The organism is Rhizobium sp. 42MFCr.1 (assembly GCF_000377185.1).
GTDB classification, from domain to species: Bacteria; Pseudomonadota; Alphaproteobacteria; order Rhizobiales; family Rhizobiaceae; genus Rhizobium; species Rhizobium altiplani.
In genome coordinates this window covers 57,710-80,815 of the sequence record NZ_KB897830.1, presented here as the reverse complement: position 1 = coordinate 80,815, position 23,106 = coordinate 57,710, and the positions used below count along the sequence as shown (strand labels likewise).

The following is a 23,106-nucleotide window of genomic DNA, read 5'->3' as shown; positions in this document are numbered from 1 at the left end:
CCCCCGTTGCATGGGAACAGATTAGCGAGGCCAGCAATGTTCGCCAATGGTGATCAGGAGGAGCGGCCGTAGGTCAGGTCACGAACGATGTCGCTCGGCTGACCCAACCTTGCCTTGTACACTTCGAAGTTCTCAATCACCCGCTGAACATAGTTGCGCGTCTCGGGAAAGGGGATGCGCTCAATCCAGTCGACGATGGCGTCGATCGATTGGCCGCGCGGGTCGCCATAGCGGCCGATCCATTCGGGCACCCGCTTGGGACCGGCATTATAGGCAATGAAGGTCATGATGTAGGAGCCGCCAAAGGCGTCGATCTGTTCGCCGAGATAATGCGCCCCAAGGGTCGCGTTATAGCCGGCGTCGGCGGTCAGTCGCTCCTTCGAATAGGCGATGTTGTGACGCTTGGCGACGGCCTTTGCCGTGCCCGGCAATATCTGCAGCAATCCGCGAGCATCGGCTGCCGAAACGGCCGCGGGATTGAAGGCGCTCTCTTGCCGGGCAATCGCGTAGGCGAGGGCCTTCCCGGAGCCGGAGATGTTGGCGTTCGTCGGAATGACGCCGAGTGGGAAGGCCAGCGCCGCGACATCCACGCCGTGGGAGTAAGCAATCTTCCCGATCTGCAGCGACAGATGGTGGTCGCCGGACCGTTCGGCCTGCGCGCTCAGAACCGCAAGTTCTCCAGGGCTTTGCAGTTGCTCGGCGAGCGCGAGGTAGAGGCTATTGGCCCGCCAGCCATGCCCGGCCGCGTCGAGACGGGCGATGGCCTGCACGGCCTCACGCGCCAGATAGCGCTGGCGATCCGCAGCAGTCGGAGACGGGTACGCCACGTTCAGTGTCTTGCTGCCGAGCTTGTCGCCGGCGAGCTGCCCATAGAAGGTGGTCGGATAGCTTGCGGCCTTGGCGTAAGATTCCGAGGCCTTGCCAGGCCCACCCGCCTCGGCGGATCGACCCATCCAGTACCAGGCGCGCGATACGGATATCGGCCCATTGGAGAAATCGAGAATCTTCCGGAAATGGGCCTGTGCCGCCGCAGGATCCTGCAGCCCGCGCAGCGCGTACCAGCCTGCGTGGAATTCGGCCTCGACGATGTCGGTCGGCGTCGTCGCAGCATAATTGGCAACGATTCCGTAGGCCGCCTTGAATTCCCCTTGATCGACGAGGCCGCGGCTCACGATCCGCTGCTCGTTCCACCACTCGCCGGCATTGACCAGTTCATCCCGATTGCGTGGGGCCTGCCGCAGCAACTTGGCGGCTTCCGTATACTTGTCCTGTTTTCGCAGATGCTCGATGCGCGCAAAGAGGTAACCGGCATCGCCTTTCCACTGGCCATCGACCGCGGCAAGAAGCGCACCGGCGTTGGGTGCCTTGCTCATCACAGCGGCCCATGCCTTGTAGAGGGATTGGGCCTGACCCATGTCGCCAAAGCGCTTGGCCTGCTCAGTGCGATTGCGGTACATCAGGTAGTCCATTCGCGCCTTGTGATCGGCCGAGGTCAGCAAGCCGGAGAACTCAGCCAAAATCTTGTCTTCGGTCGGTTTGTCCAGCATCTCGCCGCGCCAGACCTTGCGAATGGTCTTCGCCGCCTGGCTCTGTTTACCCGTCGCGACAAGCGCACGCGAAAGGATCATCGCGCCCGGCGTGGTCTCCGGCGCGGTCTGGCCGAAGGCCGCCAGGACAGCGGTCGGGTTAGGGTTTTCATCGTAAAGTGCCCGCTCCGAATAAGCCCGCAGCTTTGCGAGCCCGGGCCATCCCTGCAACTCCTGCGCCGCAGCCGCGATCTCTGTCGAGGGAATCCCCTTCTGCCCCGAGACCGCAATCGCCCAGGTCAGGATATGCCGGTCAAGCGTCCCACGTCCCATGCCGTCGCGAATGGATAGCGCTTGCAGGGGATTGTTGTCCGAAAGCGCGTCCAGGCCGGATTTCAAATCACTGTTAACGGGTGCAATTGCCTGGCCGCGCGGAATTGAGCCGGTAACGATCGATTCCGGTATTGTCGTCTGGGGGACGAAACCAATCGGCTTCACGTCCGGAACGGGCGCGCCCTCATTCGGAAGCGACGACGCGGCGCTGCTCCACGCGGCGACGGTAAAGCCGAGGGCGGACACGATCAGGACTGCTCTCTTCATGGGACACTCACAACGAAAACACGCCCGACCATTTGGCGGGAGCCATCTTAACGAAAGCTTACTAACGTCAGTAAACTTCGTTCACATTTGCTATCGGAATTTGCCCTAAACCGATCCATGCGCGCTTGTCGCGGCGATTTCACCGCACTATGGTGCCCCACCAATATTCAAGGAATGCGGCCGAAGCGTGGATTTGGCCATGAGGAGTTCTGCATGTTCCAGGGATCCATTCCCGCTCTCGTCACTCCCTTCACCGATGCCGGCCTAGTGGATGAAGCTTCGTTCGCGAACCACGTCGACTGGCAGATCAAGGAAGGCAGCAGCGGTCTCGTTCCGGTTGGGACGACCGGCGAATCTCCGACGCTGTCGCATGCCGAGCATAAGCGGGTTGTGGAACTCTGTATTGAAGCCGCAGCCAAGCGCGTGCCTGTCATGGCCGGCGCCGGCTCGAACAACACGCGTGAAGCAATCGAACTTGCTCAGCACGCCGAGAGGGCCGGGGCAGATGCGGTCCTCGTGGTCACGCCCTATTACAACAAGCCCACACAGAAGGGGCTGGTCGCGCATTTCTCCGCGATCGCCGAGGCAGTGAAGCTGCCGATCTACATCTACAACATCCCGGGTCGCTCCGTTATCGACATGGCGCCGGAGACGATGGGTGCGCTTGCCAAGGCGCACTCGAATATCGTCGGCGTCAAGGATGCGACGGGCAAGATCGAGCGCGTGTCCGAGCAGCGTCTTACCTGCGGCAAGGAATTCAAGCAGTTGTCGGGTGAAGATGCCACGGCACTCGGGTTTAATGCCCACGGTGGCGTCGGGTGCATCTCGGTGACCGCCAACGTGGCGGCGCGCCTTTGCGCCGAGTTCCAGGCTGCGACGCTTGCAGGTGATTATGCGAAGGCGCTGGAATATCAGGACCGCTTGATGCCGCTACACAAGGCCATCTTCATGGAGCCCGGCCTCTGCGGAGCGAAGTATGGCTTGTCGAAGCTTGGGCGGATGAGCCGCAACGTGCGTTCGCCGCTGATTTCGACACTGGAACCTGCGACGGAAGCGGCGATTGACGCAGCCATGCGCCATGCCGGCCTGCTGAACTGAGGCAAGCCATTCGGCCCGCCTTCACAGGCGGTCGATGTTCCCCTACATAGGGGAGAAGAGAGAAGGGCGCGGTCGTCGCGCCCCTAAGCATTTGGAATGTGTCATGGCCCCCAAAGGCAGCGAGCGCGTGATCAAGAAGATCGTGGCGGAAAACCGCAAGGCGCGCTTCAACTACGAGATCATCGATACCTACGAAGCTGGGCTCGTGCTCAAGGGCACCGAGGTCAAGTCGTTGCGCGAGGGCAAGGCCAATATCGCAGAATCCTATGCCTCGGATGAGGATGGTGAGATCTGGCTGATCAATTCCTATCTGCCGGAATATCTGCAGGCGAACCGTTTCAATCATGAGCCGCGCCGCCGCCGCAAGCTCCTGCTTTCCGGCCGCGAGATCAACCGTCTGCGAGCGGGGATCAATCGCGAAGGCATGACCCTGATACCGCTGAAGATCTATTTCAACGATCGCGGCCGCGCCAAAATGGAACTGGCGCTCGCCAAGGGCAAGAAGCTGCACGACAAGCGCGAATCCGAGAAGGAACGCGATTGGAACCGGCAGAAGAGCCGTCTTCTCAAGGATAACGGCTAGTCAAAGGCATAGCCGGCGGTGAATTGCTGGCTTCAAGCTTCCAGATCGGTTGGCGTTGCCGTTTCGGTTGGCCGCGGTGGTCGCTCTGAAGGATCACGCCCGATTTCGCTCTTCAGCGATAGAAGGTCGATGAAGTGATCTGCCTGGCGACGCAGATCGTCGGCAATCATTGGAGGTTGTGTCGCCATCGTTGAGATGACCGAGACCTTTCGGCCCCGCCGCTGCAGCGCCTCGACGAGCGTCGTGAAATCTCCGTCGCCGGAGAAGATGACGAGATGATCGACGGTTTCCGACTGCTCCATGGCATCGATCGCAAGCTCGATATCCATGTTGCCCTTGATCTTGCGGCGACCCATCGAATCCGTGAATTCCTTTGCCGGCTTCGTCACGACCTTGTAGCCGTTGTAATCCAGCCAGTCGATCAGCGGGCGAATGGAGGAGTATTCCTGGTCCTCGATGAGGGCCGTATAGTAGTAGGCGCGCAGGAGATAGCCACGTTTCTGGAACGCCTTCAACAGCTTGCGGTAGTCGATATCGAAACCCAAACTTTTGGACGCAGCGTAGAGATTGGCGCCATCGATAAAAAGAGCAATTTTTTCGCGTGGATCAAACATCCCGTACCAATCCAATGTGAGCAATCGTCGTGCTTCCGTCAAAAACCCAACAAAACAATGAGTTATGAGGTCGCCTGGAACAAATCGTACTTTATGAACTTTTCATATAAGAAAGATTTAGGGCACGATTCGTGATATTCCAAGCAACTTCTGGTCGAAATCCGCTTTAGTTCCAAAATTCGTCACATTCGCCCGCAGAGGCGTCGTGCAATGAAAACTTGAATTTGCCCGGTTTTAATTGTATCGGGCGTGTTAATCCCGAGATCACGACGTAAAGGACAGGCAATGGCCCGTGTCACCGTAGAAGACTGCATTGATAAAGTTGAGAACCGCTTCGAGCTGGTTCTGCTTGCCAGCCACCGTGCCCGGCTGATTTCCCAGGGCGCCTCGATCACGATCGATCGCGACAACGACAAGAACCCGGTCGTGGCGTTGCGCGAGATCGCGGACGAGATGCTCTCGCCGGACGATCTCAAGGAAGACCTGATCCACTCGCTGCAGAAGCATGTCGAAATCGACGAGCCCGAGCCCGATCCGGCGAGCCTCATCGCAGCCGGCGGCGTCGCTGCGGCCGACAGCGAAGAGCAGGAAGACCTGCCGGAAACGATCACCTTCGACCAGATGTCGGAAGAGGAGCTTTTGGCTGGCATCGAAGGCCTGGTGCCACCGGAAAAGAGCGACGATTACTAATCGTCAACCTTGCACGATTATAGCTTCGGCATATTATCGCATATCATGTGCGCCAATCCGTGATTGGCGCGCTTTTCGTTTGTAATGGAGTGGTTTCGGGATGATGCGGCAGTACGAGCTCGTGGAGCGGGTTCAGAAATATAAGCCCGACGCCAACGAAGCCCTGCTGAACAAAGCCTATGTCTATGCAATGCAAAAGCATGGGCAACAGAAGCGTGCCAGCGGCGATCCCTATATCTCGCATCCGCTGGAAGTCGCCGCCATTCTGACGGACATGCATCTCGATGAGTCGACGATCGCCGTCGCGCTGCTTCACGACACCATTGAGGACACGACGGCCACCCGCGCCGAAATCGATGAGCTCTTTGGCGAGGATATTGGTCGGCTGGTCGAAGGGCTGACGAAGATCAAGAAGCTCGACCTCGTCACCAAGAAGGCGAAACAGGCGGAAAACCTGCGCAAGCTGCTGCTTGCCATCTCCGACGACGTACGCGTGCTGCTCGTCAAGCTGGCAGATCGCCTGCACAACATGCGCACCCTCGACCACATGTCGCCGGAAAAGCGCGCGCGCATTTCCGAGGAGACGATGGACATCTATGCGCCGCTGGCCGGGCGCATGGGTATGCAGGACATGCGCGAGGAGCTGGAAGACCTTTCCTTCCGCCACATCAATCCCGAAGCCTATGAGACCGTAACCAGGCGGCTCGAGGAGCTTTCCAAGCGCAACGAGGGTCTGGTCAAGAAGATCGAGACCGAATTGGGCGATCTGCTGGTTACGAACGGGCTGACGGGCGCCATCGTCAAGGGACGCCAGAAAAAGCCTTACTCCGTGTTCCGCAAGATGCAGTCGAAGTCGCTGTCCTTCGAACAGCTCTCTGACGTCTACGGTTTCCGTATCATCGTTGAAGATATCTCGGCCTGCTATAGGGCTCTCGGCATCGTCCACACCCGCTGGCGCGTGGTTCCCGGGCGCTTCAAGGACTATATCTCGACGCCGAAGCAGAACGACTACCGTTCGCTGCACACGACGATCGTCGGCCCATCCAGGCAGCGTATCGAGCTGCAGATCCGCACCAAGCGCATGCACGAGATCGCGGAATTCGGTATTGCCGCCCATACGCTCTACAAGGACGGGGCTTCGACGTCCGACAACGATATCCTCTCGCGCGAGTCCAACGCCTACTCATGGCTGCGGCACACGATCGAGGCGCTGGCGGAAGGGGACAGTCCTGAAGAATTCCTGGAGCACACGAAGCTTGAGTTGTTCCAGGATCAGGTCTTCTGCTTCACGCCGAAGGGCAAGCTGATCGCGCTGCCGCGGGGTGCGACGCCGATCGACTTTGCCTATGCCGTTCACACCAATATCGGCGACACGACCGTGGGCGCCAAGATCAACGGGCGCATCATGCCTCTCGTGACACGACTGGCGAATGGCGACGAGGTCGAGATCATTCGCTCCGGCGTGCAGGTGCCGCCTGCTGCCTGGGAAGAGATCGTGGTAACGGGCAAGGCGCGTGCGGCGATCCGCCGGGCCACTCGACTTGCAATCCGCAAACAATATGCCGGTCTCGGCCATCGCATCCTGGAGCGCACCTTCGAGCGAGCCGGCAAGATCTTCTCCCGTGAAGCGATGAAGCCCGCGCTCCATCGCCTTGGCCAGAAGGATGTGGAAGACGCCATCGCTGCGGTCGGTCGCGGTGAAATGTCGTCGCTCGACGTATTGCGCGCCGTCTATCCGGATCATCTCGAAGAACGCGTGACGGCCAAGCCGAGCGGTGACGACGGTTGGTTCAACGTTCGCAGCGCCTCCGGCATGATCTTCAAGATCCCGGGCAAGCCGAAGTCCGGCATCGATGGTGCAGATCTCAGTGCTCTGGAAATGGACACGGTGCCGATCCGCGGCATTTCGAGCAATGTTGATGTGCAGTTTGCGCCGACGGGCGCCGTACCCGGTGACCGCATCGTCGGGATCATGAATACGACGGAAAAAGGCAACGGCATTACGATCTATCCGATCCAGTCACCGACGCTGCAACGTTTCGACGATCAGCCGGACCGCTGGATTGATGTTCGCTGGGATCTCGACGAGGCCAACAAGTCGCGTTTCATGGCGCGCATCATGGTCAATGCGTTGAATGAGCCCGGTACGTTGGCAAAGCTTGCCCAGACCGTTGCCGGCGTCGACGTCAATATTCGGGTGTTCAATACGGTGCGCGTCGCAACCGACTTCACCGAAATGACGCTCGACGTCGAAGTGTGGGACCTTCGGCAGTTGAACCAGCTGCTTGCCCAGCTGAAGGACCTCGAATGCGTCGCGACGGTTCGCCGGCTTTACGAGTAAGTCGGCAACCGCCACTTGGCATTTGCACATTTTGTGATCGCTTCATGACGGAAAACGCACTGATATAAGGCTAGGTATGCGTCAATTGCATGGCTGTGCCCTTGTTAGAGCGTTGGTAATTGCTGCTGCGAGCGCCTATATTCCAGTCCTCAGGAAACGAACAGAAGATGAGGCAAAGAAATGTTTAAACCGATCAAGAAGATTGCCCGCGCATTGCGCGCTCCGACCGCTGAAGAACGCGAAATGGACTATCTGAACGGCTCGTTTGACCGTATCGATCTTGAATATCGTCAGCGTCAGGTTGACCGCGGTATGTTTCGCACCCGTTAATATCGGTTCTATACTTGAAGAATGAAAGGGGCGTATTGCATATCGCGCCCCTGGTGAGTGCTCAGTCTGCAGTGATCAAATAATGACTGAGATAGTTTGACGCTCTTGTAACGCTGGTGCGAGTTGCACTACATACGCGCCATGCTGTTCAGACGTCGAAAACCTGCCGGATTTCGTGAAAAGATGCGCGAGTTGTTGTGGCCTCGCAAGGGATTCTTGCGGCCGCTCCGCTATCTCACGATGCGTGTTCTGCGCTTGACGGCGTCGCCGCACGCCGTCGCCATGGGCGTAGCCGCAGGGATCTTCGTGTCCTGGACGCCCTTTATCGGCGTTCATTTTATCATGGCCTTCGTACTCAGCTATCTATTCGCGGGCAATATGGTCGCCGCTGCTCTTGGCTGTGCGGCCTTCGGCAATCCGCTGACCTATCCGTTCATCTGGGGCGCGACCTGGGAGATCGGTCACCTGCTGCTTGCGCGTCAGGATACGATGCAAGGGCATTCGATCGACCTTGGGGCGCTGTTTCATGAGCTGCATTTCAGCGAACTCTGGCAACCGGTGCTCGAACCGATGCTTGTCGGCTCCATCCCGCCGGCGCTCTTGACCTCCGTCATCGTTTATTTCGGAACCTTTTATGCCGTGAAGGGCTTTCAGACGCGCCGCCGCGAACGCCTTATGACGCGTGCCCGCGTGCGGCTGTCCAATCCAGTGCAGGAAACCGTATGATCATCGGTATCGGCAGCGATCTCATTGATATCAGGCGCGTCGAGAAATCCCTCGAACGCTTCGGCGAGCGCTTCACCAATCGCTGCTTCACCGAGATTGAGCGGGCAAAGTCCGATCGGCGCGCCAATCGCGCCGCCTCCTATGCCAAGCGTTTCGCCGCCAAGGAAGCCTGCTCCAAGGCTCTCGGGACGGGCATGGCGCAAGGTGTGTTCTGGAAGGATCTCGGCGTTGTGAACCTGCCGAGCGGCAAGCCGACGATGCGGCTGACGGGCGGCGCGGCCGATGTGCTGAAGTCGCTGCTGCCGGCTGGCCACAAGGCTGCCATTCATTTGACGATAACGGATGATTATCCCTTGGCGCAAGCGTTCGTCATCATTGAGGCCCTGCCGGAAGATGTCTGAGCAGCGACGTAGAGTCGCTTTTAATGTTGGCGCCATTGCCGCAATCGGTCGAAGCCGCTAGAGAGAAGCAAACAAGAGTTGCGCCCTGGCGGTGCATTGAAGGAACAAGACTGCGTGTCCGAAAAAGTCGAAACCAAGCCGAACGCCCTATGGGAAAACATCAAGGTCATCGCCCAGGCGCTGATTTTGGCGATGGTTATCCGAACGGTGCTTTTTCAGCCGTTCACCATTCCGTCCGGCTCCATGATGCCGACACTGCTTGTCGGTGACTACATCTTCGTCAACAAGTTTGCCTACGGCTATTCGAGGTTCTCGCTGCCGTTCTCGCCGAACCTCTTCAGCGGTCGCATTTTCGAGAGCGAGCCGAAGCGCGGTGACATCGTTGTCTTCCGGTTCCCGCCGAATCCCGACGTTGATTACATCAAGCGGCTGGTTGGTCTTCCCGGTGATCGCATTCAGGTCAAGGAAGGCGTCCTCTACGTGAACGGCACGGCGGTTCCGAGGGTGCCGAATGGCACGTTCAATTCCGACTACGCGCAGGATCCGGGCCAGGATGTGCCGGTGTATCGCGAGACGCTGGATAACGGCGTCAGCTTTGACACGCTGGATCAGTCCCCGGTTTCGCGTGGCGACAACACCCGCGAGTTTATCGTTCCGGAAGGCCATTACTTCATGATGGGCGATAATCGCGATAATTCGCTCGACAGCCGCTTCGACGTTGGCTTTGTGCCTGCGGAAAATCTGGTCGGTCGCGCCAGCGTCATCTTCTTCTCGCTCGGCAACGACACCTCGTTCCGCGAGATCTGGAAGTGGCCGACGAACATGCGGTGGGATCGTCTGTTCAAGGGCGTTGAATGAGCAAGTCACAGACGCTTTCGGCGGCGGATCGAACACGGCTTGAAGCCCTGATCGGTCACGAGTTCGCCGAAAAGGAGCGGCTGGATCGGGCACTGACGCATGCAAGTGCCCGCACGCAGAAGGGCGGCAACTACGAGAGGCTGGAGTTCCTCGGTGACCGAGTCCTCGGCCTCTGCGTTGCCGAACTGCTCTTCCGGACGTTCGGTACGGCGACCGAGGGCGAACTTTCGGTGCGCCTCAATCAGCTCGTCAGTGCCGACACCTGTGCTGAGGTCGCTGATGAACTCGGCCTGCATCTCTTCATCCGGACTGGCGCCGACGTCAAGAAGCTGACCGGCAAGCGTATGATGAACGTGCGAGCCGACGTCGTCGAAAGCCTTATTGCGGCGATCTACCTCGATGGCGGCCTGGAGGTCGCCCGGTGTTTCATCCTGAAGTTCTGGGAAAAGCGGGCAGCGCGCGCCGACGGCGCGCGGCGCGACGCGAAGACCGAATTGCAGGAGTGGTCGCACGCCAAATTCGGCATCACGCCGATCTACCGGGTTGAAGAACGCACCGGACCGGATCATGATCCGCGTTTCACGGTGACGGTAGAGGTCACAGGTGTTAAGCCCGAAACGGGCATCGAACGCTCAAAGCGGGCCGCGGAACAGGTCGCAGCCACGCGAATGCTGGAACGCGAAGGCATTTGGCAGAAGTCCTCTGCCGGAAACTGACGGGACAAATGACGGAAGAACACGATATGGCGGACGACGCCCCTGAAACTGCGGGTGCCACACGGTCAGGCTTTGTCGCGTTGATTGGAGCGACCAACGCCGGCAAGTCCACGCTGGTCAATCGCCTCGTCGGCGCCAAGGTTTCGATTGTCAGCCATAAGGTGCAGACGACGCGTGCCATCGTGCGCGGCATCGCGATTCACAACAATGCGCAGGTCGTGTTCATGGATACGCCCGGCATTTTCAAGCCGCGTCGGCGGCTCGACCGCGCGATGGTGACATCAGCCTGGGGCGGCGCAAAGGATGCTGACCTGATCATGCTGCTGATCGACAGCGAACGTGGTCTGCGCGGCGATGCGGAAGCCATTCTTGAGGGCCTCAAGGAGGTGCATCAGCCAAAGATTCTCGTCTTGAACAAGATCGATCGGGTCAAACGCGAAGATCTGCTGGCGCTTGCGGCGGCGGCCAACCAGAAGATCGACTTCACGCATACCTTCATGATCTCGGCCGAGAACGGCTCCGGCTGTGACGACGTCATGGATTATCTGGCAAAGACGCTGCCAGAAGGCCCCTGGTACTATCCCGAAGACCAGATCTCCGACCTTCCGATGCGCCAGCTGGCTGCGGAGATCACCCGCGAGAAGCTGTTCCTGCGTCTGCATCAGGAGCTTCCATATTCGTCGCATGTCGAGACGGAAAAGTGGGAAGAACGCAAGGACGGCTCGGTTCGAATCGAGCAGGTAATCTACGTCGAACGGGATAGCCAGAAGAAGATCGCGCTCGGCAAGGGTGGCGAAACGATCAAGGCGATTTCGTCGGCGTCCCGACGAGAGCTCTCCGAAATCCTCGAGCAGCCGGTTCATCTCTTCCTGTTCGTGAAGGTTCGTGAAAATTGGGGCGATGACCCCGAGCGCTTCCGCGAAATGGGTCTGGATTTTCCGACGTAAGTTGACGGCTTCTACCGCGTTGTTTCTGCGTTAAAAATTCCCGCGCGGGTGGAACAACCCTTGCCATTTGCGTGTTCTCGTAGGAAGCGCCGCCAATTCCGGCAGCGTCCTTCATTCGAGCACAAGGGCCTGTATGCCGACCGCGCGTCCCACCCACTCGTTCAAAACGCCCTGCGAGCACTGTCCGCTGCGTGCCAACCGGGTCTTCCGGGAGTTCACCGCCGATGAACTCGACTTCGTTTCGAAATTCAAGAGAGGCGAGCTGGCCGCGGATGCTGGTGCCACGATCATAGTCGAGGGTGCGCACAGCGCTCACCTGTTCACCGTCCTTTCCGGCTGGGGTTTTCGCTACAAGACGCTGGAGGACGGACGCCGGCAAATCCTGAACTACGTGATGCCGGGTGATCTGATCGGTCTTCAGGGAACGATTATGGGGGAGATGCAGCACTCCGTCGAGGCGTTGTCGCCTGTATCGCTTTGCGTTTTCGAGCGCGACAAGCTGATGACCCTCTACAACAAGCATTCGTCCCTGGCCTTCGACATCACCTGGATTGCCGCCCAGGAAGAACGTATCCTTGACGAACACCTATTGAGCATTGGTCGCCGGACAGCGCTCGAGCGCGCCGCCTATCTCATCGCTTTCCTGTTCGAGCGCGGCAGGCAGCTGAAGCTCTTCAACGGCCACGCATCGATTCCAATCACGCAGCAACACGTTGCGGATACATTGGGACTTTCGATCGTGCATACAAACAAGACATTGAAAAAGCTCGCCAATCGCAACCTCATCCGCTGGCAGGAGCGTGCCTGCGAGGTGCTTGATGGGGAGGGGCTCAAGGCCGCTGCCGGTTGGGAGGGGCTTGGAGAGAGGGGCCGTCCGTTCATATAATAGCTGTAAGCGACATGTCTTATTTAAATGCCTTCTGAGCGGCGCGACCGTAAGGTCACCCTGCCATCTTTCTTCCTGCCCTGCTTTTTATCGACCCGAAACGAAAAAGCGGCTATGCAAGCTAGGCGGTATATAGTCGTCGCCAATGAGCCATGGGGCGTCAGAGGTTGAAATCCGGGAAATGCAGGTGCCGAGCATCTTAGTTGATACTCAGCGAGGGGCGTATTGGGTATGAAGGCAAACCGTGTTCTTGTCCTCGAGGACAGTTTGATCATCGCGATGGAGGCGGAGGATATTCTCCGCCAGGTGGGCGTGGAAACGATTGGAATCGTCAGCAGCCTTGAACAGGCGATGGAGGCGACCAAGACCGCGACCTTCGATTTCGCGCTGCTGGACGTCAATCTTGGCGAAGTCATGAGCTTCGACTTTGCCCGTCATCTGGCCAACAGCAACATCCCCTTTGGGTTTGTGAGCGGTTATTCCGATACAAAGGACTTCCCCGAAGACCTTCGGAACGTGCCGCTGCTCGTCAAGCCGTTTGGAGAATCGGCGATGCGCGACTTCCTCCAGAAACTGTTCCCAGCCAGCGCCTGAATGCCTTTTTATGACAGGGCAACGGTCTTGCGTTAGGATCGAATCGTAAGTTTAGGGTTCGCTTCCGATGCAGTGGCATGACCGGGCAATCATCTTGGGCGTCAAGCGCCATGGCGAGACCAGCGTCATCGCCGAGGTGATGACGCGCGAGCGCGGACGCCATCTTGGCATGGTCCGCTCTGGTCGGTCTCGTGCCATGCAACCGGTTCTTCAACCCGGCAACGAGGTCGAGGTTACGTGGCGTGCGCGCCTAGACGAGCACCTTGGCGAATTCCGTATAGAGCCATTGACGTTACGGGCCGCGCGGCTGATGGAAACGGCGACTGCCGTCTATGGCGTGCAGGCGATGGGCGCACTGCTGCGCTTGCTGCCGGAGCGCGATCCGCATCCGCATCTCTTCGAAGCGCTCGAAGTCATCCTCGACAATCTCCACAATCCGGCGGATGCCGGTGAGCTCTTCGTCCGTTTCGAGCTTGCCGTTCTGAACGACCTCGGCTTTGGTCTCGATTTGACCGAGTGCGCCGCGACGGGCAGTCGTTCCGACCTTGCTTATGTGTCGCCGAAGTCGGGCAGGGCGGTCAGCCGGACTGCCGGTGCTCCCTGGGCGGACAAGATGTTGCTCCTGCCACCATTCCTGAACAGTGAGGAAAACCGCGCGGCTGATATCGACGGCCTCAGCGCCGCGTTCCGCCTGACGGCATTCTTTCTCCATCGCCATGTCTATGAGCCGCGCGGCGTGGAAGCGGCAGCTGCGCGCGAGGGCTTCGTACAGGCAGCTCTGAAAGCACTCAAGGCGGCCGCACCGCAGGACGAATTGTCCGCCTGACCGACCGTTTTTCATTGGCGAAAAACATCATTCGGATCAGGCGCTTTACGTGTCTCACGCATCTTCCTATTTCGATCGCATGCAGCCCAGCGATTGGAGGAATGCGATGCTGACCAAACCGGGTGCGATGACGACGATAAATCTCTGGAACGATTATGAAATACCCCGGTTGGGTATGGGCTGCTGGGCGATCGGCGGTCCCTTCTATGCCGGCGACACGCCGCTCGGCTGGGGCGAGGTCGATGACGACGAGTCCGTCGCCGCCATTCATCGCGCGATCGAACTCGGCATCCGTTTCTTCGATACGGCTTCGAACTATGGGGCCGGGCATTCAGAGGAAGTTCTCGGGCGTGCGATCGGTAGTCGCAGCGACATTGTCATCGCGACCAAGTTCGGCTTTGCCACCGATCCGTATACGAAGCAGGCAACCGGCGCCTTCGCCGATGCTGTCTTCATCCGCCGCTCGGCCGAGACGTCGCTGCGCAGGTTGAAACGGGATCGCCTCGATCTGCTTCAATTTCATCTGAACGACTTTCCGCTTGAACAGTCGGACGAGGTTTTCGAAATCCTTGAGACGCTCCGCGACGAGGGGAAGATCGACGCCTTCGGTTGGAGCACGGATTATCCCGATCGTGCCGCGCGACATGCCGGCCGCCCTGGTTTTGTTTCCGTCCAGCACACGATGAACGTCTTCGAGCCGGTGCCTGACATGATCTCGGTGATCGAACGGCATGGCCTGATTTCGATCAACCGCGGGCCGCTCGCGATGGGCTTGCTCAGCGGAAAATTCCGCGCCGACACGAAAATCGGTGACAAGGATGTTCGCGGCGCGAGCCTTGACTGGATGGTCTACTTCAAGGACGGCCGGATCGCGCCGGAATTTGCAGCGCGATTGGAAGCGGTTCGCGAGTTGCTGAAGTCCGATGGTCGAACTCTCACACAAGGCGCCCTGGCGTGGCTGTGGGCGCGCTCGCCCCGAACCCTGCCGATCCCGGGCTTTCGCACCGTTGCCCAGGTTGAAGAAAACGCCGGCGCGCTGGCCAAAGGCCCGTTATCGCCGGCTATCACGGATGAAATCGATGAGGCACTCGCGCAGCTTCGCGCCTAGCCGCGGTTGCGGACCTTGAAGGCCCAGCCTTCGGGCCTCTCCTCGATGACTTTGGCTGTATCGCCGACCGCAATCCGACCGGTCCCGCGAGGCGTGACATTCCAGCCGAAGAGCGGACCGGGTACACGCCGGTCCGCAGACATCCGAATGCGCCCCATGGCGGGCATCGGACTAGGAACGTCGCGCGATCCGGTCGATTGGTCCTGGGTGGTCATGATGCAACGTGCGCAAGGTTTGACGAGATCGAAACGAATGCCGCCGATCTCAATCGCAGCCCACCGGTCTTCCTGCCAACCTTCCTCGGTATCAAGGCTGATATTGGGCCGGAACCGCTCCATGCCCACTTGCCCTTCGCCGTGCGCCTCGAGATCGGCATTCAGTGCCCGCAGGGAGCCTGTCGTGGTGACAAGGATCTGGTAGCCATCGGCGAATGTGACCGGTGTGCCTTCGCCGGCCCATTCCGCACTGGCGGAACGCTTGGCATCCTGATCGAAGAACACCAGTCTCACCTCTCGCCCGAGCCAGGCCGAAAGTTCAGCATTCGCAGCATCATCGGCAACCGCCGCATTGACGATGGACTTCCAGATCGAGACGTCCATCCGTTTTGAGGCCGTTCGAATCTGCGCGTCAATCTTCTTGTCGCCCATGGTGAGATGGAGGCCCGACGGTCCCGCCTGCACGGCGATGCGAGCGAGATCGGGCAACTCCCGCTGGGTGATGAAGTGTCCGTCCCGATCGGTGATCATGGCGCGCCGGTCGCCCGGCAACCCGAATGCATCGATCTCCGAGGACTGCAGCGCGATACCCCGAGCACTTTTGAGCGGATAGATGAAAAGGCCTGTAATACGCATCAAGTGCTCCTAGATTTCGTCCATGAAAGCCGCAAGGAAGTCGCGCAGGCGCTGGTCGCGTGTGGCCGCGAGCGCCCGCCCGGCCTTCGTCTGAAAGCCGTCCGCGAGTTTGAACAATTTTGTCTGGAAGTGGTCAATGACATAGCGCTTGTCGTCAAGCTCGCGGTTGCTGCCTGCCGGATCGAACGGATCGTAGAGCGCGGAGGACATTCGGCCGCCAATGTAGAAGCAGCGTCCCGCGCCGACCATGCCGATCGCATCCAGGCGATCGGCATCCTGCAAGATCCTTGCCTCCAGGGTCTCGGGCGTAACATTGGCGGAAAAGCTATGCGCGACAATCGCATGCGCAACGGCGGTGATGTCGTCACTGGCCCAGCCAAGCTTCGCGAGAACGGCCGAGGCCTTCGCTGCTGCCAAAGCGGACGCCTTTGAGCGCATGGGGGAGTTCTTCTCCACGGCGACGCAATCGTGCAGGAGGACGGAAGCCGCAAGGATCCTGGCATCGCCACCCTCGACAGCCTGAATGCGCATGGCGTTCTTGAAAACGCGCAAGACATGCGCCACGTCATGCGAGCCGTCATCGCCTTCCGACGAATGCGGTACGAGCGCGGCGGCAAGCTTTTCAAATGGAGCGAAGGCCTTCGCCTGGAACATGGGATCACCGCGTGGGAAGAGGGTGTCCTTCCATAAACGCAGGAACCACGAGTCGCAACGAAGAGCGTACTAGCTGGCGCGGGCGCTCGGGTGCGCCTGCGGCCAAGCCAACAGGTAAGGTACGTCCACGGCCGGCCGTGGCGGGCTGATATGGTAGCCCTGGATTTCATCGCAGGCTTCGCGCTGGAGCATGGCCAACTGCTCGGCCGTTTCGACGCCTTCCACGGTCACGCGCATGCCGAGCGCATCGCCGAGAAGGATGATGGCACGCATGATCGCAAAGGCTTCTTTGTCTTCAACGATACCGTTGACGAACGACTTGTCGATCTTGATCTTGTCGAAGGGGAACCGTCGGAGATAGCTCAGCGACGAATAGCCGGTGCCGAAGTCGTCCATGCCGATCCGGATGCCGCTCTGCTTGAGCGCGTGCAGTACAGGCAGGGCCTCATCGAGGTTTTCCATCAGCACGCTTTCGGTGATCTCGATTTCTAAACGGTTAGCTGGCAGCCCCGCTTCGGCCAGCGACGCGGCGACATCGCTCGGCAAATCACTGTTCGTAAACTGGATCGCCGATACGTTGACCGCAACCTTGATATCTTCTGGCCAATCCATGGCATCGCGGCAGGCGCGGCGTATGACCCAGCGTCCGATATCGACCACGAGGCCAACCTCCTCGGCAAGGGGAATGAACTCCATGGGCGGCACCCGTCCGCGCGTCGGGTGGTTCCATCGCAGAAGCGCCTCGAAACCGCAGATCTTCTGTTGGCCGAGGTCATAGAGCGGTTGATAGTGAAGCTCGAACTCCTCGCGTTCGATCGCCTTGCGCAAATCCGCTTCCAGTGTATGCCGTGCTTCGATCTGCGCTTCCATTTCGGCCGTGAAGAAGCGCTCGCCCTTTCCACCGCTGCACTTGGCATGCGACAGTGCGACGCCGGCGTGTTTCAGCAGGGTGTCCGTTTCAATTCCGTCCTGCGGACTGATTGCGATCCCCATCGACACGCTGAGTTCAACGGCCTTGTCTCCACGAAAGAACGGCTCCGAGAGTTCGCGGCGAATCTGGTCGGCCAGAGCCGTGACGTTCCATGGCTGCTGCCGTCCGGATTGAAGAATCGCGAATTCGTCCGAGCCGAGGCGCGCCAGCACATTACCGCCTGCCGACATGCGGATGCGCTCAGCCACCTGCCGCAGGATCTTGTCACCGGCCAAAACGCCGAGGGTGTTATTGATCGATTTGAAGCGGTCAAGATTAAGGTGCACAAGGGCAATCTGCTCGTCCGGCTTACAGGCGGCCAACGCGGCGTCGATGCGCTCCCTGAGGCTGATGCGGTTCGGCAGTCCGGTCAGCGGGTCGTGATGAGCGAGATAAGCTATGCGCTCGGCCGCCTTTCGGTCTTCGGTAACGTCCGCATGAATGGAAATGTTGCTGCCATCGGGGAGGACGGTGATGACGCTCTGGATGGTGCGCCCGTCTTCCATGATCCATTCGCGGTGGCGGATGTGTCCACCTTCGGTGGCGGCGCGCAGACGGGAGACCTTTTTCTCGATCCGCTCGGTGCCGCGGATCATCGAGATGAGTGTTTTCAGCGAGGCGCCGGGAGAGGCAGCTTCGACGCTGAAGCCGAAAACTTGTCGGAAGCGAGCGTTGCAGACGATCAATCGCTGCTCAGCGTCGAAGACACTCAGACCTTGCGGCAGGTTGTCGAGAACGATCCCGAACAGGCGTTGCTGTTCCGCGAGATCTTCTTTCGTGGCAACGAGGCTGCCTTTAAGCGTGGTGTTTTCTTCGCTCAGCAGGTGAGAATGGTCTTCCGCGGCGCGCTTCTTTCCTGCCTGCAGTCGATATGTCTCGACGACAAGATTCATCAGGCGCTCAGCGTTGGCGGAGCCATCCTCATTGAGGGCGGTCGTGCACTGTTGCCGGAAAAGGGCTTCAGCGTCCATTTTCGGCAATCTTTGTTTCGGGAGCGAGGGGAGGGTGAGCGGAGCCCTGTGAGCGTGCTGCCAGCCTGCAGTTTCGACGCGGCGCGCCAGACATGAAAAGACCTTCTGAAACAATCCAAAATTATCGTCTAGGCAATCTCAAATTCGACCGGCCCCTATGCTGACGTGGCGAAGATAATCCATCGGTCGCATTAAAATTCTATTGCAACGCAAACGAATATATTGCTGGCATTATATTTGACTGCTGGTCACGAACTGCCTGGAAATGTGGCGATTTGAGCCCAGACCGCGCGCGGCTGATGCGCTGAAATCACACTTTGTCAATCATGGTTAATGGCGTGTTAACAGCTTATTGACGCAGTGCGCAAATCAGTTTAACGACCGTTTAGTCTTAGATTTTCCCATTTCGTATTGCGTACAAACATCACCGAAACAGCGGTGAATGGAGGTTTGTATGAGCCAAGTTTCATCGGTTAGTGATACATCCTATGCGTATCTCGCGACCCTGTCACGATTGGACACAAATGGCGACGGCGTGCTGAGCCGTGGCGAGCGGGCGGCTGATGACAAGCCGGGCATTCTGAAGCAGTTGGGCTCAGAAGGGAGCAATGCTCAGGACTTTGCACCAAAGCTCTCGGATGGCGTGCTTGCCTTCATGATGGCTGCAAGTGAAACGGGTAGCCGTAATTTCTATCCGCAGTCCCAGCAGAACGCCTCTTACGATCTGTATAAGAGCACATACGGTCAGTATGATCTCGACACTGTCGCCTGATCACGTGGTGCGCTGAATTTGCGAAGCCGGCCTCAGAGCCGGCTTTTTCGTTGCCGCCGCTTTGGGAACTGCTTCGTGCCTCGCACGTTGGGAAACGACGATGCAAAGGAAGCTCCAATGAAAACAATCCTCTCGTTCGCGGCTCTGACGCTCTTGGCCGTTTCCTCCGCTGCGATGGCTCAGGACAAGCAAACGGCCACGGCGGACTTTATCGGGCGTGACGGAAAGGCAAGCGGTCGGGCCACGCTAACGGCGGCGGCAACTGGGGGCGTATTGATCGAAGCCGAAGTGGCTGGGCTGCCTGCCAACAAATGGGTCGCATTCCATGTCCACGAGACCGGCAGTTGCGATGCAGCCGGCCATCACGAGTTAGCCGGAAAGCACTTCAATCCGACCAATGCCGAACACGGCCTGCTGTCCGCAATGGGACCCCATGCCGGCGACATGCCCAACCAGTATGTTGATCAGGATGGCGTTCTGCGAGCGCAGGTGTTTGACGGCATGGTCACACTCGACGGCAAGACTGATGGCGTCCGCGGCCGAGCGCTGATCGTTCATGCCAATTCTGATGACTATCGCAGCCAACCTGCAGGCGATGCGGGTGAGCGCCTTGCCTGCGGCGTCATCAAGTAGGCAGTCTTTCCGGTCAGTGATAGTAGTATCGCTCCGCATACCACTCGCTTGATGCAACCGGCCTATCCGTCGCGACCCATTGCCCGACGCGACTTGTTTCGAGCAGGTCGGCCGTCGCGTGATCTTCCAGCCCGACGAATATGATATTCGTGTTTTCACGCAGTCTGGGATCGGTGCCGAAACCCGTGCGGCTGTCATCGGCCGAGTAGAGCAGCCGCATCCTGACATAGAAGAACTCGGCCTGGTAATCTGCAGCGCCGTTTTCGCTGAAGGCATGCGCAACGTCGATAACAGACTTCTGAGGCCCGCGATAAGCAGTGATTGCCTCATTCAGGCCGAATGTTGCCCCGTACAGCGCAATCGAACGTATCGGAACCGAGCTGGTGGCGCCGGTGGTCAAATCTATCTGTTGGCCGAGGAAGCGGACTTTGACACCATCCAGATCGCCGCGAAAGAAGTAGGAAAATCGATCACGTGTGAGATAGATCGCTTGCCACCGGAACCACGCATATTCGTCGCGCGCGCTTGTCAGGCTCCTGAGTGTAGCCAAGCATCGCACAAACGTATCGCGATAGTTCTGCAGCGACATCGATCAACCTCCTCGAGGGATAACCGGTATCGACTCAAAACGTTCCAGCGGTCGGCTCGTCCAAAGCCAGTGTGAAAGGTGCGTTTCCATCCGCGTCCGCGCCACGGCCGATGGTTCGAACCGCATCGACCAGCCGCCCTCCGCGGCCGAGCAGGTCATCGCCGATCTGGATCAGCCGCGCATTCGGCGTGGCAAAAGGCGATGCAGTGCGCAGCCGGCGAACGAGCGCCGCATCCTCCTGCTCCGGCGACACGGAAAGGGCGGTAATCAAGGCCGCCGCCGGCGACCGGGAGACGCCCATCCAACAGTGGATCAAGAGTGGCGCAGCGCGATCCCACTCGCGGGCAAAACCGATGATCTCCCGCGCATGCGTTTCATCCGGCGCGACAAGGTTACCGGTTCCCTTGAACGCGATGTCGTTCATATGGAGGAGAAGATGCCGGTGCGCCTGAATCACGGCAGGCCGGTGGAAAGCCTGTTCCTTCGCCATCAGGCTGATCATCTCACGGGCGCCATGCCGGACTGCCATTTCGGCGATCCGGGCAAGCGGAGCGACAATGATGACAGTCATGCTTTGCTGCTCCGCATGGCCTCAATTGTCTCGAAGCGCTCGCAAAACAGGCGCTGCGCCTCGACTGCCGGCAGTGGCGTCATCAGCAACATGTCTTTTGTGATTCCGCGCGGCTGGCCGAAGAATTTCTTTGCCTCAATGGACGTAAACCCGGCAAGCTGAGTTGCCTCGAAATACGCAGCGATGGTGTCAGCCTTCTTGATCTTCTCCTTGAGTTCGCGCGTAGGGTGGGGCGGCAGGCCAAACCGAATGTGGACGGCCGCTTCCAACCGCTTTTCGACGGCCTTGTATCCGCCGCCGACGACCGACTTGAACGGCGAGATCATGTCGCCGATGACATACTCCGGCGCATCATGCAGCAGCGCCATCAGGCGCTGATCGGCTGTCGCCTCGTTGAGGTGGCGGAAAATATCCTCCACGACAAGGCAATGCTGGGCGACGGAGAAGGCGTGATCTCCCGAGGTCTGCCCGTTCCAGCGGGCAACGCGCGCAAGCCCATGCGCAATATCGCTCACCTCGACGTCGAGAGGAGAGGGGTCGAGCAGATCAAGCCGGCGGCCCGAGAGCATGCGCTGCCACGCGCGCGGCGCCTTTGTCGTCACGCGCTGGCCTCGTCCGCCGTCGACGGGAACGTCAACCCTGTCCAGGCGGGTAGTTCGAGAATGACGGCCGTCTCGCCTGCCAATAGAGGCGTCGCTGTCGCAATGGCCTCACCGGCACGGTCGATGCGAACGATCGCGAGGCCGCCTTTTCCGACGACCGATCCGAGCGTGCCGACCGGCTTGCCCCCGGCGGTGATCTCCGTCCCGGAGGGCGGCAGCGCCGTCTCGGCTTTCACGGTGACGACACGGCGGCGCGCCGTGCCGCGATGCTGCATGCGCGAGACGACCTCCTGGCCGACATAGCAGCCCTTCTTGAAGGAGAGGCCGCCGTTGAAGTCCATCAGGACATCGTGCGGGAAGGCATCCTGCAGCGCATAGTCCTGCCCGGATACGGCAACGCCGCTCGCGATGCGCAATGCGTCATAGATTTCGCGGTCATTGGCACCGTGCTGCCCCGCCTGGCGGACGAGCGCCACGCCAGCTTTGGCAAAGCGGCTATCGGCTGGACCCGTATTTGCGCCGTCCCAAGAAACCGTGACGCCCTCGCCGGCAGGCGAAAGGTCGACGGCGGCTCTGAGCTTGTACATCCCCAGTCGCTTAAGCAGCGCATCCCGCTGATCATCGTCCGTATCGATGATGAACCCATCGCCGTCCTGCCAGATCATGAAATCGAACAGGATTTTGCCCTGCGGCGTCAACAGCGCGCCCGGCCGTGCTTCATCCGCTGCGAGCGCGGCAAGATCGGTCGTGATCAGGTTCTGCAGAAAGGATTGGGCCTCCGGCCCGCTCACCCGTATAAGCGAGCGGTTCTTCAGAAATACGGCTGGCATGGCGCACCTGTCGCGTTCGTTATCGCTCAGATGTATGTCCTCGGTGAGGGGATCGCAAGCCTCAGTCGCCGGCGGTGAAGTACTTCCATTTGCCGTCGGGGGTGATGCCCAATCGATAGAAATTATAACCGCCGAACTCCTGCATGTCGGACAGGTCGCCGGCCGTAACGATGCGCAGCAATTCCACTCGCTCGGGGGGAGTCAGAGCCTTCAGGTCCTTCTCGGCGAAATAGGGCCAGACAAACATTTCGTCCGGTGTGCCCTGGCCGACATGAACGAAGCCGGTGGAAATGACATCAAGCAGGATCGCCAGGATCTCATCGCCCTCCGGATCGCCCGAAAGATCCTTGAGCGCGCTGATGGGGTCGTCCGTCGGTTCTCCGACCGTCACCTGTGTCTGAGTGGCGCCGGTGCCGAGCAGCGGGCGCAGCCGCTCGAGATCGCCGGAAGCGGCAGCCTCGACGATCTGCTCACGCATCTTTCGAACGGGCTCGGGAACCTTGCTGATATCGTAGATGACTTCGACTGGCTTCGAGCTGTCCTCGGCGCCGGGCGTCTTGTCGTTGCTTTGGCCCGCCTGCGAATTGACCAGCGGGTCGGGCATCGGAACGCCGGGTGAGGTTGGGGAGGGGGCTGGCTTGTCGCCGCCTTGGCCAGGAGCGCTTTGTTCAACCTGTCCTGGGGTCTTCTGCAGCTCTGAGAGTGCCAGGGCCGAAGTCCCGGTCAGAAAGCTACTGGCGCTAAGGCCGATTGCAAGCAAAAGCGGCGCGATCGCGGGCCGCGAAGCATTGTCCCTAGCGGAATGCATCAAACTCTCTG

The 23,106-nt window shown here is 59.5% G+C and carries 26 protein-coding genes; 16 read left to right on the top strand and 10 right to left on the bottom strand.

From position 1 onward, the window contains the following. Nucleotides 1–53 precede the first annotated feature (53 nt). Nucleotides 54–2,126 carry a lytic transglycosylase domain-containing protein gene (locus C934_RS0114790; RefSeq protein WP_018857439.1) on the bottom strand — a complete coding sequence of 691 codons (2,073 nt, stop codon included), beginning with the start codon at nt 2,124–2,126 and terminating at the stop codon, nt 54–56. Between the two features lie 213 nt (nt 2,127–2,339). On the opposite strand from C934_RS0114790, the gene dapA reads away from it, so the two are divergent. Together dapA and smpB are read left to right on the top strand one after the other, a co-directional pair. Beyond that, nucleotides 2,340–3,224 (top strand): 4-hydroxy-tetrahydrodipicolinate synthase, encoded by an 885-nt coding sequence (gene dapA, locus C934_RS0114785; protein ID WP_018857438.1) that lies wholly within the window; start codon nt 2,340–2,342, stop codon nt 3,222–3,224. 103 nt (nt 3,225–3,327) lie between these two features. Further along, the gene (gene smpB, locus C934_RS0114780) at nt 3,328–3,807 is read left to right on the top strand and encodes an SsrA-binding protein SmpB (RefSeq protein WP_018857437.1); all 480 of its coding nucleotides are present in this window, start codon (nt 3,328–3,330) and stop codon (nt 3,805–3,807) included. Nucleotides 3,808–3,839: 32 nt separating this feature from the next. Here smpB and C934_RS0114775 read toward each other — a convergent pair whose 3' ends face one another. Continuing rightward, entirely contained in the window at nt 3,840–4,421 is a 582-nt protein-coding gene (locus C934_RS0114775) for a LabA-like NYN domain-containing protein (protein WP_018857436.1), read from the bottom strand. A gap of 285 nt (nt 4,422–4,706) precedes the next feature. On the opposite strand from C934_RS0114775, the gene rpoZ reads away from it, so the two are divergent. From rpoZ to C934_RS0114715, 12 genes are all read left to right on the top strand, one after another. After that, complete coding sequence (rpoZ, locus tag C934_RS0114770; RefSeq protein ID WP_018857435.1) at nt 4,707–5,111, top strand: DNA-directed RNA polymerase subunit omega; 405 nt, start codon at nt 4,707–4,709, stop codon at nt 5,109–5,111. A 100-nt stretch (nt 5,112–5,211) separates the two neighbouring features. Then, the gene (locus C934_RS0114765; protein ID WP_018857434.1) at nt 5,212–7,452 is read left to right on the top strand and encodes a RelA/SpoT family protein; all 2,241 of its coding nucleotides are present in this window, start codon (nt 5,212–5,214) and stop codon (nt 7,450–7,452) included. Nucleotides 7,453–7,632: 180 nt separating this feature from the next. Beyond that, nucleotides 7,633–7,782: a hypothetical protein gene (locus C934_RS33670; RefSeq protein WP_018857433.1), complete on the top strand. Its 150-nt coding sequence runs from the start codon at nt 7,633–7,635 to the stop codon at nt 7,780–7,782. A gap of 141 nt (nt 7,783–7,923) precedes the next feature. Continuing rightward, nucleotides 7,924–8,508 (top strand): DUF2062 domain-containing protein, encoded by a 585-nt coding sequence (locus tag C934_RS0114755; RefSeq protein ID WP_025659865.1) that lies wholly within the window; start codon nt 7,924–7,926, stop codon nt 8,506–8,508. Further along, a complete protein-coding gene (gene acpS / locus C934_RS0114750) occupies nt 8,505–8,909 on the top strand; it encodes a holo-ACP synthase (RefSeq protein ID WP_018857431.1) in 405 nt (134 codons plus the stop codon). The genes C934_RS0114755 and acpS overlap by 4 nt, the downstream gene beginning before the upstream one ends. A 114-nt stretch (nt 8,910–9,023) precedes the next feature. After that, nucleotides 9,024–9,767 carry a signal peptidase I gene (gene lepB / locus C934_RS0114745; RefSeq protein ID WP_018857430.1) on the top strand — a complete coding sequence of 248 codons (744 nt, stop codon included), beginning with the start codon at nt 9,024–9,026 and terminating at the stop codon, nt 9,765–9,767. Continuing rightward, nucleotides 9,764–10,483 carry a ribonuclease III gene (rnc, locus tag C934_RS0114740; protein ID WP_018857429.1) on the top strand — a complete coding sequence of 240 codons (720 nt, stop codon included), beginning with the start codon at nt 9,764–9,766 and terminating at the stop codon, nt 10,481–10,483. Before lepB ends, rnc begins: the two co-directional genes overlap by 4 nt. Nucleotides 10,484–10,491: 8 nt before the next feature. Next, on the top strand, nt 10,492–11,430 hold the full coding sequence (era, locus tag C934_RS0114735; protein ID WP_018857428.1) for a GTPase Era: 939 nt from the start codon (nt 10,492–10,494) through the stop codon (nt 11,428–11,430). Nucleotides 11,431–11,563: 133 nt separating this feature from the next. Beyond that, nucleotides 11,564–12,316 carry a Crp/Fnr family transcriptional regulator gene (locus C934_RS0114730; protein ID WP_018857427.1) on the top strand — a complete coding sequence of 251 codons (753 nt, stop codon included), beginning with the start codon at nt 11,564–11,566 and terminating at the stop codon, nt 12,314–12,316. Nucleotides 12,317–12,547: 231 nt separating this feature from the next. After that, entirely contained in the window at nt 12,548–12,910 is a 363-nt protein-coding gene (locus tag C934_RS0114725; protein WP_018857426.1) for a response regulator, read from the top strand. Nucleotides 12,911–12,977: 67 nt separating this feature from the next. Beyond that, nucleotides 12,978–13,736 (top strand): DNA repair protein RecO, encoded by a 759-nt coding sequence (gene recO / locus C934_RS0114720; protein WP_018857425.1) that lies wholly within the window; start codon nt 12,978–12,980, stop codon nt 13,734–13,736. Between the two features lie 106 nt (nt 13,737–13,842). Further along, nucleotides 13,843–14,844 carry an aldo/keto reductase gene (locus C934_RS0114715; protein WP_018857424.1) on the top strand — a complete coding sequence of 334 codons (1,002 nt, stop codon included), beginning with the start codon at nt 13,843–13,845 and terminating at the stop codon, nt 14,842–14,844. On the opposite strand, the gene C934_RS0114710 is transcribed toward C934_RS0114715, so the two are convergent. The 3 genes from C934_RS0114710 to C934_RS0114700 form a co-directional block, all read right to left on the bottom strand. Beyond that, the gene (locus C934_RS0114710; protein WP_018857423.1) at nt 14,841–15,695 is read right to left on the bottom strand and encodes an MOSC domain-containing protein; all 855 of its coding nucleotides are present in this window, start codon (nt 15,693–15,695) and stop codon (nt 14,841–14,843) included. The two genes, C934_RS0114715 and C934_RS0114710, sit on opposite strands and share 4 nt — an antisense overlap. Nucleotides 15,696–15,704: 9 nt before the next feature. Then, entirely contained in the window at nt 15,705–16,349 is a 645-nt protein-coding gene (locus C934_RS0114705; RefSeq protein ID WP_018857422.1) for an HD domain-containing protein, read from the bottom strand. Between the two features lie 69 nt (nt 16,350–16,418). Then, nucleotides 16,419–18,290, bottom strand: coding sequence for a putative bifunctional diguanylate cyclase/phosphodiesterase (locus tag C934_RS0114700; protein ID WP_018857421.1), 1,872 nt, complete (start codon nt 18,288–18,290; stop codon nt 16,419–16,421). Nucleotides 18,291–18,744: 454 nt separating this feature from the next. Between C934_RS0114700 and C934_RS0114695 the strand changes: the two genes are divergently transcribed. After that, entirely contained in the window at nt 18,745–19,062 is a 318-nt protein-coding gene (locus C934_RS0114695) for a hypothetical protein (protein WP_018857420.1), read from the top strand. A gap of 117 nt (nt 19,063–19,179) precedes the next feature. Further along, a complete protein-coding gene (locus C934_RS0114690) occupies nt 19,180–19,695 on the top strand; it encodes a superoxide dismutase family protein (protein WP_018857419.1) in 516 nt (171 codons plus the stop codon). Between the two features lie 13 nt (nt 19,696–19,708). On the opposite strand, the gene C934_RS0114685 is transcribed toward C934_RS0114690, so the two are convergent. The 5 genes from C934_RS0114685 to C934_RS0114665 all read right to left on the bottom strand — a co-directional run bounded on the left by C934_RS0114685 (nt 19,709) and on the right by C934_RS0114665 (nt 23,095). Continuing rightward, nucleotides 19,709–20,284, bottom strand: a complete 576-nt coding sequence (locus tag C934_RS0114685) for a hypothetical protein (RefSeq protein ID WP_018857418.1) — start codon at nt 20,282–20,284, stop codon at nt 19,709–19,711. 34 nt (nt 20,285–20,318) lie between these two features. Continuing rightward, complete coding sequence (locus tag C934_RS0114680) at nt 20,319–20,855, bottom strand: tyrosine phosphatase family protein (RefSeq protein ID WP_018857417.1); 537 nt, start codon at nt 20,853–20,855, stop codon at nt 20,319–20,321. Next, the gene (locus tag C934_RS0114675) at nt 20,852–21,457 is read right to left on the bottom strand and encodes a YfbR-like 5'-deoxynucleotidase (RefSeq protein WP_018857416.1); all 606 of its coding nucleotides are present in this window, start codon (nt 21,455–21,457) and stop codon (nt 20,852–20,854) included. The genes C934_RS0114680 and C934_RS0114675 overlap by 4 nt, the downstream gene beginning before the upstream one ends. Beyond that, the gene (ygfZ, locus tag C934_RS0114670; protein ID WP_018857415.1) at nt 21,454–22,287 is read right to left on the bottom strand and encodes a CAF17-like 4Fe-4S cluster assembly/insertion protein YgfZ; all 834 of its coding nucleotides are present in this window, start codon (nt 22,285–22,287) and stop codon (nt 21,454–21,456) included. The genes C934_RS0114675 and ygfZ overlap by 4 nt, the downstream gene beginning before the upstream one ends. Nucleotides 22,288–22,348: 61 nt before the next feature. Next, entirely contained in the window at nt 22,349–23,095 is a 747-nt protein-coding gene (locus tag C934_RS0114665) for a hypothetical protein (RefSeq protein ID WP_018857414.1), read from the bottom strand. Nucleotides 23,096–23,106 lie beyond the last annotated feature (11 nt).